This window comes from Saprospiraceae bacterium (assembly GCA_016709995.1).
Taxonomy (GTDB): domain Bacteria; phylum Bacteroidota; class Bacteroidia; order Chitinophagales; family Saprospiraceae; genus JADJLQ01.
The window spans coordinates 333,419-345,861 of sequence record JADJLQ010000002.1 but is presented as its reverse complement, the minus strand read 5'-3'; the positions used below and the strand labels follow the sequence as shown (position 1 = coordinate 345,861).

The 12,443-nt window shown below is 42.7% G+C and carries 13 protein-coding genes; 9 read left to right on the top strand and 4 right to left on the bottom strand.

Features of this window, described 5'->3' with window-relative positions; all coding sequences use genetic code 11:
- Positions 1-125 precede the first annotated feature (125 nt).
- From IPJ09_15920 to IPJ09_15910, 3 genes are all read left to right on the top strand, one after another.
- The gene (locus tag IPJ09_15920; GenBank protein MBK7372893.1) at positions 126-371 is read left to right on the top strand and encodes a 4a-hydroxytetrahydrobiopterin dehydratase; all 246 of its coding nucleotides are present in this window, start codon (positions 126-128) and stop codon (positions 369-371) included.
- 3 nt (positions 372-374) lie between these two features.
- A complete protein-coding gene (locus IPJ09_15915) occupies positions 375-1,751 on the top strand; it encodes an amidohydrolase family protein (protein MBK7372892.1) in 1,377 nt (458 codons plus the stop codon).
- A 361-nt stretch (positions 1,752-2,112) separates the two neighbouring features.
- Complete coding sequence (locus IPJ09_15910; protein MBK7372891.1) at positions 2,113-2,823, top strand: aquaporin family protein; 711 nt, start codon at positions 2,113-2,115, stop codon at positions 2,821-2,823.
- Between the two features lie 7 nt (positions 2,824-2,830).
- On the opposite strand, the gene IPJ09_15905 is transcribed toward IPJ09_15910, so the two are convergent.
- Both IPJ09_15905 and IPJ09_15900 read right to left on the bottom strand, forming a co-directional pair.
- Positions 2,831-3,262: a nuclear transport factor 2 family protein gene (locus IPJ09_15905; GenBank protein MBK7372890.1), complete on the bottom strand. Its 432-nt coding sequence runs from the start codon at positions 3,260-3,262 to the stop codon at positions 2,831-2,833.
- Positions 3,263-3,348: 86 nt separating this feature from the next.
- Positions 3,349-3,768, bottom strand: a complete 420-nt coding sequence (locus IPJ09_15900; protein ID MBK7372889.1) for a DUF4440 domain-containing protein — start codon at positions 3,766-3,768, stop codon at positions 3,349-3,351.
- Positions 3,769-4,072: 304 nt separating this feature from the next.
- On the opposite strand from IPJ09_15900, the gene IPJ09_15895 reads away from it, so the two are divergent.
- From IPJ09_15895 to IPJ09_15870, 6 genes are all read left to right on the top strand, one after another.
- Positions 4,073-4,558, top strand: coding sequence for a peptide deformylase (locus IPJ09_15895; GenBank protein ID MBK7372888.1), 486 nt, complete (start codon positions 4,073-4,075; stop codon positions 4,556-4,558).
- Positions 4,559-4,590: 32 nt separating this feature from the next.
- Entirely contained in the window at positions 4,591-5,565 is a 975-nt protein-coding gene (locus IPJ09_15890; GenBank protein ID MBK7372887.1) for a phosphotransferase, read from the top strand.
- 172 nt (positions 5,566-5,737) lie between these two features.
- A complete protein-coding gene (locus tag IPJ09_15885) occupies positions 5,738-6,811 on the top strand; it encodes an ADP-ribosylglycohydrolase family protein (GenBank protein MBK7372886.1) in 1,074 nt (357 codons plus the stop codon).
- A 124-nt stretch (positions 6,812-6,935) separates the two neighbouring features.
- Positions 6,936-7,757: an AraC family transcriptional regulator gene (locus IPJ09_15880; GenBank protein MBK7372885.1), complete on the top strand. Its 822-nt coding sequence runs from the start codon at positions 6,936-6,938 to the stop codon at positions 7,755-7,757.
- A gap of 109 nt (positions 7,758-7,866) precedes the next feature.
- Entirely contained in the window at positions 7,867-8,238 is a 372-nt protein-coding gene (locus IPJ09_15875) for a VOC family protein (GenBank protein MBK7372884.1), read from the top strand.
- 150 nt (positions 8,239-8,388) lie between these two features.
- Positions 8,389-8,727 carry a TIGR03067 domain-containing protein gene (locus IPJ09_15870; GenBank protein ID MBK7372883.1) on the top strand — a complete coding sequence of 113 codons (339 nt, stop codon included), beginning with the start codon at positions 8,389-8,391 and terminating at the stop codon, positions 8,725-8,727.
- A 65-nt stretch (positions 8,728-8,792) separates the two neighbouring features.
- On the opposite strand, the gene IPJ09_15865 is transcribed toward IPJ09_15870, so the two are convergent.
- Both IPJ09_15865 and IPJ09_15860 read right to left on the bottom strand, forming a co-directional pair.
- On the bottom strand, positions 8,793-10,973 hold the full coding sequence (locus tag IPJ09_15865) for a chitobiase/beta-hexosaminidase C-terminal domain-containing protein (GenBank protein ID MBK7372882.1): 2,181 nt from the start codon (positions 10,971-10,973) through the stop codon (positions 8,793-8,795).
- 15 nt (positions 10,974-10,988) lie between these two features.
- Complete coding sequence (locus IPJ09_15860; GenBank protein ID MBK7372881.1) at positions 10,989-12,440, bottom strand: DUF1501 domain-containing protein; 1,452 nt, start codon at positions 12,438-12,440, stop codon at positions 10,989-10,991.
- Positions 12,441-12,443: the final 3 nt, after the last annotated feature.

Below are 12,443 nucleotides of genomic sequence, written 5' to 3'. Positions count from 1 at the left end.
TGTTTTTGGGGGTTCAATTTGCATTACGGTCACAATTACTTTTTCAGAAAAAATGTATCCGCAAATATTTATACCTTTCAAACAATAAACTTTTTATTTTTAAAATCTTTAATTCGCTATTTATCATGTGGATAGAAAAACCAGATCATCTGTATGCCAGCTACCAGTTTGCAGATTTTGCATCAGCCTTTTCATTTATGACCGAAGTGGCCTTCGCTTGTGAAAAACACAATCACCATCCTGACTGGAGTAATGTATGGAACAGAGTAGAGATAAAACTATCTACCCACTCCGCAGGCAATAAGGTGACGGACAAAGACTGGGCGCTGGCCAAAGAAATTGAAAAAATCTATGAGCGCAGAAAAAACTAAGTCATGAAAAAGATATTGATCATTTATCTTTTCCAAATTATTGCTTTGGCTCTAACTGGTCAGAATATACCTGTACCGGGCACTGCATTCATTGGGGTAAACATCATCGATCCTGGTACAAAAAAAATCATCAAAGATCAAACCGTATATATAGAACAAAGCTTCATCAAACAGGTGGGCAAATCATCAGAGGTAGTATTGCCCAACAATGCCATTCGCGTGGAGGCTCGAGGCAAATACCTGATGCCAGGTCTGGCTGAAATGCATGCCCATACTCCGGTACCTGATTCGACAGGGGATTATACGCTGCTCCGTCAGACCTTGTTTTTATATTTTGCCAATGGCATCACTACCATACGCGGTATGTTGGGTCAGCCCTTTCATTTAGCGATAAAACAAGAATTATTTATGCGGAATCTATCCAACGCTACTCCTGATTTAATGTTTACTTCGAGCCCATCACTCAATGGCAATACGGTGCCTGATATAGCCACTGCAGAAAGACTCGTACGAGAATACAAATCAAAGGGATATCATTTTCTCAAAATTCATCCCGGTATCAAGAGGCAGGTTTACGATGCCATCGTGCGTACTGCCAGAGAAGTGGGGATTGATTTTGCAGGCCACGTACCAGTAGAAGTAGGCATTGTACACGCGCTGGAATCAGGTCAAAAAACGATCGATCATCTCGATGGATACATTGAAGCGATGGCGCCACCGCTGGCAGATCTCAACCAAAATGGTTTCTTTGGATTTAATGTAACAGACCAGGTAGATCTCAAAAAACTCAAATCTTTGGTCCAACTAACCCGTAAAAGCAAAGCCTGGCTGGTACCGACTCAATCCTTATTTACCCGATGGTTTTCGCCCGAGGATCCCAACAAAATGATCAATGAAAAAGAAATCTCTTATATGCCCGCCAGGACCAGATACTCCTGGTTGCAAAGCAAAACCAGTCTGTTGAAAAATGAACTGTATACTCAAGATCGATACAATCGGTTTTTAGCTATAAGAAAAAAAATCCTTCATGCGATGTACAAAGGAAAAGTTAATCTCTTGCTGGGTTCAGACGCACCACAAGTGATGAATGTACCAGGTTTTTCCATCCATCACGAGATGAAGACCTGGTCAGAAGCCGGCATCCCCAATTGGGCAATATTGCAGGCAGGGACTTCCAGTGTCGCCAGGTTTTTTGATGTACAATCCTATAGCGGATCTATAGCTTCTGGCAAATACGCCAATTTGATATTACTTGATAAAAATCCAGTAAAAGATATTCAAAACATTGATTCAATATCCGGGGTGATGGCCACAGGAAAATATTATTCAAAACAAATGATTGAAGATCGACTATTGTCTATTGCCAAGACAAATGAATAAAACTTGTTGGCATTTGCTTCATATAGAGTTAATATTGACTTTATACTAGCTTAATATTACATACTTAACTTTACATCATAATAATTACACATACCCCATAGGGGTTTTTTTAAAAGTCGCCTTTCAGCATGTACGGATAATGGAGCACTGAGGGGCTTTTTTATTTATTACATACCGCTCCGGCTTCTCCGCATCTTTTGTGCCTGCCTGCCTCCCGATGTAGGGATGGGCCTGCCTCCCGATGTAGGGATGGGCGGAAATAAAAGCGCGAGGCATAGCCGAGCCCTCCTATTTAAAAAAAATCCACTTCCCCTTCTTTTTACAAAATTTATATACCTTCAGCATTAAATCTTAAATGTATATGAATGTCTTCTTAGCCGAATGTATAGGCACTGCCATCTTGTTGATCTTGGGTAATGGAGTAGTTGCCAATGTAGTACTGAAAAAAACTTTTGGTCATCAGTCAGGTTGGATCGTCATCACTTTTGGCTGGGCGATAGCCGTATTTGCCGGTGTGATGATCGCCGCTCCGCACAGTGGGGCACATCTCAATCCTGCAGTGACTATCGCTATGGCCGCTTTAGGAAGAATCAGCTGGGGAACTGCAGGCAGTTATATCCTGGCCCAATTTCTAGGCGCCATGATCGGCACTACCCTGGTGTATTTGGGCTATAAAGATCATTATAAAGCTACGGATGATCGTGATGGCAAGTTAGGAACCTTTGCTACCGGGCCGGCTATCTCAAATCCGATATCCAATTTGATCACAGAGGCTTTGGGTGCCTTTGTGTTAGTATTTGCTGCACTTCATATAGCTGCACCAGATTATAAACTGGGTGCCCTGGATGCCTTGCCCATAGCACTGGTAGTCCTGGGTATCGGATTAAGTCTGGGTGGCCCTACGGGATATGCGATCAATCCGGCCAGAGACCTGGGTCCAAGGATCATGCATGCACTCCTCCCTATACCGGATAAGCGCGATAGTAATTGGTCCTACAGTTGGATCCCGGTAGTTGGTCCTATCGCCGGCGGATTGCTGGCTGCATTATTATATAGCTTTACGAAGGGTTGAATTTAAACTAACTGGAGTGATCTGTATATAAGTACCATCGACCTCGTAGCTTAATCATCAAACTGGAATAGCGCCCATCCTGCATTTTACCATCCTGATATTTTACATGGAAATAACCCGTGACATAATAAAATTTCTTTGATATCCGCTCCAGCTGTTCTCCATCAAGGGTGAGTGTACCCATTTTTTCTTTGGGCCAATACTTTTTATAGAATGCCAGGATATTCTCTTTACCCATAGCAGCTCCTTTTTTTAAAATCATCCGCGTCGAGTCCAGGGGTGCATACAGTTCTACGTAAGCTTCTACATCGCCACTGCTCCAGGCTTTTTCTTCCTGACGCAATACTGCCAGGATGGCTTTTTCATCTTTAGTTTGAGCCAGAACATGTTGGGACAATAGGGCTAACAGGATGACAGAAAAAAATAATCTGATATTCATAGCTAACAGTGAATAAGGTAGAAGGACAAAACTATATGAATCGCTTGAAACGCTGATCACCCGCTGCGGGGGATATTGAGCCCTGCTCAGCTTCCTGCCGGCAACATATTTCTTATAGCAGAGATTCTCCAGTGGCGCTTTTCACTGACCACAATAAAAGTGCTCCACATCTTTCTGATAGATCCATCCGCGTTTTGGATTTCATACCGGGCGTCGACGACTGCAGCGGAGTTAGTAAGGTATTTTATTTTATCGATAATGATCTTACGGGATCCCGGGTTGCTTTCAGAGCTCCTCATCATTCCTTTTACCGCTACCTCTACGCCTATCCTCCATTCGCCGGATGATACCAATTGATCAATATCATCGGTCAATATGCTTTTGAGCAAGGTAGAGTCTTTGGTATCTCTGGAGAGGGTGTAATGATCGATCAGGGTAGTGATGGCTTTGGCGTCCCTTTGGCCGTAGTTTTGTCCCGTAGAAGATACCGGGACAACCAATGCCATAGTCAAAATCACTATGCTTTGCTTAAGGTATTGATAGAGTATCATAGATCCAATATAAAACATTTTTGTCGTTCCCTACATTCTGCCAATAGCTTACGAATAAAAATCATACTCTTAGTTGCTCCAGAATACTTGTTGCATAAATCTTCTAATTTTAGACATTTATCTATGTCTAGAGATCCAGGTTAAATCGATACTTAATAAAACCAAACGCTTTTTACAAAAAAATGGAGGCGATGTCTGTACAATATGGATTGCCCAACAGTATCTTAGGCAGTCAATCAAAATCAAGCCCATTTGAATCATGAAAGGCCTCCAGGATTTATTATTACTCGGTGATCCTCGTTTGTACGAAGTGTGTGCGCCTGTAGTAAAAGATGAGCTGCCCCAGGTATCAGCATGGGTTGCCGATCTGGATCAGGTCATGAAAGAGATCAGGCACAAATATCATTTTGGCAGAGCCATAGCTGCTCCTCAGTTAGGCATCATGAAGCGACTGATCTATATGCATATCGATCGACCTGTAGTATATATCAATCCTGAACTGACCTTTTTGAGTGAGGAGATGTTTGAACTTTGGGACGATTGTATGAGCTTTCCCCATCTTTTGGTCAGGTTAAAAAGACATAAATCGATAAAAATAAAATATCTGGATGCACACTGGATGCCCCATGAAGACATACTGGAAGATGACCTATCAGAATTATTACAGCACGAATATGATCATCTTGATGGCATACTCTGTACCATGCGCGCCATTGATGATAAATCGTTTAAATGGAGACCCTGACTACCTGCTTAATGATCAATTAAAATATATACATGATACTCAGAGAAGAATTTGACGCCTACACCGAAGATTACTTAAGGGGAATGGATTGGCTTTATCCTAATATGGAAGTGTACGATTACAAAAAAGCAGGTGAAGGCAATATGAATTTTGTAGTCCGCGTATGCACCAATCGCGGAAATTTTATCGTCAAACAGTCCCGTCCCTATGTAGAAAAGTATCCACAGATCCCAGCACCTATAGATCGAATAGCCGTTGAATATGCTTTTTACCAAAAAATCAATCAACATCCAATGCTGACTGGTTTTTCGCCTAAAATCAAAGGTTTTGATCCTATGTTTCACATTATGGCGATGGAAGATCTCGGCTATGGATCAGACTTTCTCGGGTTATATAGCGGCACTGTAACCATATCAGAAGCAGAGATCAGACTGCTTGTTCAGTACCTCATCGCCTTGCATAACTTGCAGGCTATGCCTTTCCCGGATAACAGTGCAATGAAAAAACTCAATCATGAGCATATCTTTCATTTTCCTTATTTGGAAGAGAATGGTTTTAATCTGGATACAATACAGCCAGGGTTGCAATCCTTGGCAATACCATTTAAACAGGATACTGAACTGAAAAAGCAAATCGAAAAACTCGGAGCACGCTATCTGGCTGAAGGAACAACGCTGCTGCATGGTGATTTTTATACCGGCAGCTGGCTCAAAGTAGATCAGGATATCAAAGTGATCGATCCTGAATTTGCCTTTGTAGGAGATGCAGAGTTTGATCTTGGAGTGATGCTCGCCCATTTTAAACTAGCAGGTTTGGATCCAAACCTCGTCGAACTTACCCTTTCGGTATATAGCGATGTCCGAGTCCCTGATCAAAGATTACTGGACCAATATATCGGAGTAGAGATATTGCGAAGATTGATCGGTATAGCTCAGTTGCCTTTAAACCTGACCCTTGATCAAAAGCTCGTACTTTTGACCGAAGCCAGGGCTTTGATCCTGGGATGATTTTTTTTATTTAACCATCCATTTCCTTATGAAAACCATCCAGGTATTTGCACTTATCTTTATTATTACCTTGATATCCTGTGGTACTGATCATGCCCCGATCGTGTTTGAAGAAAAACCCATCGTCAAACTCAATCTCACAGAAAAAGAATTGTACGACAAAGTGCTGGGTATGATCGTGGGTTCGGCCATCGGAGATGCTATGGGTGCGCCGACGGAGATGTGGAGCAGGGAGGATATCAAGACTCAGTATGGTTATGTGACCGGCCTCGACTCTATGGTTAGGGAAGCATCTGCAGAAGGACCCTGGAAGACCAATCTTGGAGCAGGTGGAACGACCGATGATACCCGATGGAAAAAACTTACCGCCGAATACCTGGCCAAACAACCTTCAAAAGATCTCCAGGCAGAAGGTTTTGCACAAGCCATTTTGGACCAATACAATGCATCGATAACAAACTACAGTAAAATCAAATCATTTGACCCGGAACCATTCGAAGAAAATACACTTCGTGTAGCCTGGCTCCAGGAATGGGCCAAAGTGAGCAAGCCTTTTATAGAAAAAAAATACCCTGAATACCATACCGCATTAAGTAAATTTTATGGCGGAGAGATGGTATGCGCAGGATTATTATACGCACCTGCTATCGGTGCATTTTACCCCGGCGATCCAACTACGGCTTACAACGAGATGTTCGATGTCAGTATCTATGACCTGGGATATGCCCGGGATATCAGTGCGCTGGCAGCGGCCATGACAGCGGCCGGCATGCCAAAAGACGCCACCAAAGAATCCATCATCGCTGTATTGCGCAGTGTCGACCCGCAGGGCTATTTTAAAAGCCGTCTGGTCGGCCGGACCTCATTTAATTTATTCAAGACCGCTCAATACCTGGTCAATGAAGCACGTGCAGATACCACCGATCCACTCAAAAAAGCTTTTACCTTACTCGATAAACATCATGAAGTCATGCCATTTCATGCAGGGGAGATTTACCTGGAGGTACTCACAGCTATGTTGTATGCAGATTTTGACTTTGTCAGGACCATGCAGTTTCTGATCAATTATGGCCGTGATAATGATACTACCGCTGCAGTGGCTGGAGGCATACTCGGTGCATTTTATGGTTTTGATAGACTACCGGCTGACAAATCAAAAGTCATCAAAGTAGGGCTGGAAGATCTTGATATCAATATGGAAGCGCTGGCACAACAGATGACCCGGCGGATTATACATCTGAATTAATTCATGTTCGTGCTACGGCACAAAAAATGAAAACTACATTGGTTTGATTAGTCAAAATCATTACTTTTAAAAATCCTAATTGAAAGTACAGCTCTAATAAAACAGACAAGTCACCCTGAATTTTATGGTGTTTCGCAAATACATACCTGGTGCTCCCCTCGACCAATATGTAGATTGTATGGTATATGTCGAAGGCAATAATAAAGGGGTGGGCTTTCCCAAAATTGCCATGAGCCTGGTCTTTAACCTACATGATAGTTTCAAATTGTACAATGATAGCCAGTTTACCCGACATATTGATTACAAAAAATATTGGGCTGCCGGTATCCAAACTCAACCTACTTATGTAGAAAGCTATGGAGAAAGCAAAATGATCGTCGTTCAGTTTAAGACCTTGGGTGCTTATATATTTTTGAATCAGCCTCTTCGACATTTTACCAATCAATATATCAACCTGGACGATGTGTTTTCCTGGGAGGCAGAGCATATCTGGGAGCGCTTACAAGAAAGCAATACTATCCGGGAAAAATTTGAAATCACTGAAAATTTTCTTTTCCAAAGACTCATCAATAGCAAAATGCCCAATGAAAAACTCCTGGCTTCGCTTGGGTCATTGTTTAATCATCAGACGCCTCCTTCTATTCAGGATATTTGTCTTCAACATCGTATTTCCAGAAAACACTTAAGTTTTTTATTCCAGGAGTATATGGGTATTGCTCCAAAAATGCTGTCTTCTTTAAATCGCTTTCAGGGCATTCTTCAAGCTCTCAGCAGATCAAGACCTGACAAATTGGGCACCCTCGCTTATGAACTGGATTTTTTTGACCAGGCCCATTTTAATAATAACTTCAAGAGATTCACAGGTATAAAACCAAATGAATATGTCAAAAACCTTGAGTCAATACCTTCGCTCAGGCTCATTCCCCATTTTTTACCGGTTAGCTAAAAAATCAGCTAGTATCCTGCCTGGTAACATTTTTACAATTCTTCTATTCTACCTTAAAATATCTTTGTACCACAGGCCAAACGACTATCTTTAATTAAACATTTTCTATATGAAATTAGGAGCCTTCTCTATCAGCCTTGCTGTCAAAAACCTGCAGGCATCAAAACAATTTTATGAAAGTCTTGGATTCAAAGTCTTTGCCGGCAATGAAGCCAGAAACTATCTGATCATGAAAAATGAAAACGCCCTGATCGGCTTGTTCAAGGGTATGTTTGAGCAAAACATCTTGACTTTCAATCCTGGCTGGGACGAAAATGCACAAACCCAGGAGTCCTTTGATGATGTGCGGGAGATACAGCGTCAATTATTATCTCAGGACATCCAATTGAACAATGCAGTGGACGAACAAACCAAGGGGCCAGCGAGTTTTACTTTGGCTGACCCGGATGGCAATATCATATTAATAGACCAACATGTGTAAGTATCGGCATACCCCTTTTATATGAAGCTCCTGCCTGTTCACAAAGTATTTAATTTAAAAATGTAAGTTATGCGACTCCTTATCCTTTTGTTATCTCTTGGTATTTATTGTAGTTGTAGTAGTTCTAGAGAAATCAAACTTAGAACAAAAATGTTAAACGGCACCTGGATTCCTCTTAAACAAGAAATCGGTGGTACTGCTCTGCCGGCAATGGCTTTTGAAGGTCAAAGGCTCCTGCTCGAGGACTTGAACTATACCGTCACAGCCGAAAGCATCGACAAAGGCATCGTACAATATGATGGTGACAAAATGGATATTTACAGCAAGGAAGGTGTCAATGCCGGTAAACATTTCACCGCCATCTATAAACTTGATCACGATGAGTTGACCATCTGCTACAATTTGTTGGGGGATAGTTATCCAACCGTATTTGATACTAAAGGCAAACCGCTGTTCTTTTTATCTGTATTCAAAAAACTAAAAGCATAATTATTGCTTTCATTAGTCTTGTGTCATTAGGGAATGCTTTAATGTAAATCGCAAAGTAGCACGCGTCATTGGCTGTCACCGGCAGCTTCTTCTGCCGATGGACCATAAAAAAATACCTCATCTACAAACAACCACCCTTGCTGGCCCTTACCCGGATGCCAGGCAGGCAATTTTGTGATGTTCTGAGCCTTGATCCGATAATACGCTGCCGATATTGGTTTGATATCGATCATCAAAGCTTCGTTGCGCAGAGTACCAAGATCTTTTTTGGTAAGCTGCTCTGGTATAAATTTTTTGATCAATTTAAGTTTGTCTTTATCGTCTCCAGCCCAGATTTCAACCCCGGTTGGAGGCATCAGGAATGCATTGACGCTTTTATTATAACTCAGGATGATTTTATGAATGGGCGGCTTTTGCTCAAAATAAAAAAGTGCCTCCAGAGGTTGTTCTTTGAAGCCTAACCAGGAACCATCGATAAGATTGCCGGGATTGCCTTTGACCAGGTCTATGAGTGCCTGGCTACCCGTACTTCTATATTTTTGATTGGGTGTCGTCATCAAATCAGCGGTGGTAGGTACAATCCCTTTTTTGAAAAAAGAAAACTCTACTGAGGGGCTTTTCAACCATCCTTGTTTGACTGCCATGGCTTTGACGATGCCAAAATATTCTACATCCAGGGGTTTGATATATTCCGGCGAACTCAAACTATCTGGTGTAGTTCCATCAGTAGTATATCGGATAGTGACTCCGGGGATCTGATGTTTGAGTTCGATCATCTCGTCTTTGCCTAATAGGGAGTTTTCTTTTTTGAGCATTGGAGCTGTCAACATTAATATTTCACTGGTATCGACCTGGTAGCCGGTATGGATATCGAGGTTGGTGAGCTTGGCTGTGTGTATATCTCCTTCGCTTATCTGTGTATTCCAAATAAAAACTTCCTTAAGTGAAGGCATTTCTCCGAAAGTCTTTAATGCCTGCTGGTCCAGCTTGGTGCCAGATACGGCCAAAGATTTTAATGTCTTTAATTTGACCAATTCTGCCAGTCCTTTTTGGCTGATAGATGAATAGTTGATGATCAGTCTTTCAAGATTTGGAAACAATGCGATTTTGGCCAGGTCCTCATCACTCACCGGCATATTGTCCATATTGAGCTCTACGATTTGATCCTTGATCTTGGTGAGTTCGTTTAATTTTTGAGCATTGTATTTTTCTCTCACGAAAAAAGTGACTTTTAATGCCGGTGAAGATTGGGAGATAGGCGAGACCGTGCAAAAAGGGTCTATTAAACTTTGAACTAACTCGGGAGGCGCTGCTTTAAAATCATAAATGGTATGGACTACATTTTGATCAGCCATGATTTTTTTGGCCACCAGATATAAAGTATCCTCCCGGGCGTAATCATTGATGGGTTTATCCGTATCTGCCCCTGAGCTAATCCAGGAGAGGAGCATAAAAGTTTCAAGTGGTGTCAACTGGACCTTGCCCTGAGGAGGCATATGTTTTTTATCTTCTAGCGGAAGATGGATATGGTGGATCAAAGTACTGTTGGCAGTATCGCCTGGTACCCAGATGACACCATTTTTTCCTCCAGCTGTTATGGCAGCGACAGTAGTCATGTCCAGCCCGCCTTTTGCCTTTTGAGGATTGTGACACGATATACATTTTGCTTCAAATATAGGGAGGATCATCGCCTGGTAGAGGGAAGTTGAATCAGTGATCGCCAGCTGCGCGGTGGTGGATTTTAATGGCTGTAATAAAAATCCCTTGCCATGGGTCAGCTCTGCTCCATTATGACTCCCTATGATCAAACCCACCAGCGAAGCCAATAATAAGATATCAGATCCTAACGGAAAAGTTTTCCACCGGGCAAACGCCACGTAAGAAAGGTAAATCAATGCTGTGGTAATCAAACTTAAGAGTCGGTGGCGATCTCCCAGCGTCGTATCATATCCCTGCTCCTGGATCAAAAAAAATCCCAATAGGCAGGTAGTCAGCGAAAACAACACTGCCAGTTGAAAGATAAATCCATAATCAAAAGACGCTGCTTTGATATAGGGTCTGAATACACGCAGGATGCCCAGCAATACGATGATGCCTATCGGCAAATGCAAGAATAATACATGTGCTCTGCCCAGGCTCTGAACAATCGGCGGTAATGAAACCTTGTCCTGAAATAGCAATAGAAAAGCCAGTAAGACAGCTATAAAAAAACTAATATTGGCAATAGCTCGATGCAGTCGGGTCATATAAGTCGGTCTAGTTTATGCCAGGATGTCTTTGATAACAGATCCCGCTACATCAGTGAGCCGGTACCTTCTGCCGAGATGTTTGTAGATCAATTTATCGTGTTGTAACCCCATAAGATGTAAGATGGTAGCATGAAAATCATTGACATGAACAGGGTTTTCTACGATATTATACCCAAACTCATCTGTCTCGCCATAGGTGATGCCGGGTTTGATGCCACCCCCTGCCATCCATAAGCTGAAACATCGTGGGTGATGATCCCGACCATAGTTTTCTTTGGTCAGTTTGCCCTGGCAATAATTGGTACGCCCAAATTCTCCGCCCCAGATCACCAGCGTTTCGTCCAACAGGCCCCGTTGTTTTAGATCTGAGACCAAAGCTGCTGAGGGCCGATCTGTATCCATAGCCTGACCTCTCATCTCTTTGGCCAGATTGCCATGCGTATCCCAACCCTGGTGATATAATTGGACGAATCTCACCCCTGACTCTGAAAGTTTTCTTGCTAGCAGACAATTAGCAGCATAGGTGCCGGGTACCAGGCACTCCGGTCCATACATTTTAATCACCTGGTCTGTCTCTTTTGAAAAGTCAGTGAGTTCAGGTACTGCAGTCTGCATGCGATAAGCCATCTCATACTGTTCGATTTTGGCTTTGATCTCCGGATCGCCAAAAGTCTCGAAAGAATGTGCATTGAGTTTTGATAGCTCGTCCAGCATTTTTCTTCGATCTGCTTTGTCGGTACCCTCAGGATTGTTAAGATAAAGTACCCGCTCATCACTATTACTAAATTGTACTCCCTGGTGGATGCTGTCGAGGAATCCATTGGTCCATAGTTTAGAGTATACCCCTTGACCATTTCCTTTTCCCCTGGAGAGGAGCACACAAAATGCAGGCAGGTTTTTGTTTTCACTACCTAAACCATAACTCATCCAGGCGCCCATACTCGGTCGATTGCCCTGCTGAGCCCCTGTCTGCATAAAGGTCAATGCCGGATCATGATTGATTGCCTCGGTATGCATCGTTTTGATCACACAGAGGTCATCCGCGATCTTCGCCATATTGGGGAAGATCTCACTCATCCAGGTGCCAGACTGGCCATGTTGCTTAAATGTAAACTCTGATCCAATCAGGGGAAATTTGTCCTGGCTCGCCGTCATACCTGTCAGTCGTTGTCCGCCGCGGATGGATTCAGGCAGATCCTGACCAAACATTTCATTGAGCTTGGGTTTGTAGTCAAATGTCTCCAACTGGGAGGGAGCACCATTCTGAAACAGATATATGATTCGTTTGGCTTTAGGCGCAAAATGGGGTAGCCCTGCCGGCAGCCCACCTTCTAGTCCTTTGCCACTAAAAAGATCTTTGACCAGTAGCGAACCCAGCGCGACACTTCCTATCGTGAGGCCTGCTTTGCCCAGAAAATGTCTTCGGTTGATATTCAGTCGATGTTCTAAAAATTCGTTTGCCATAGA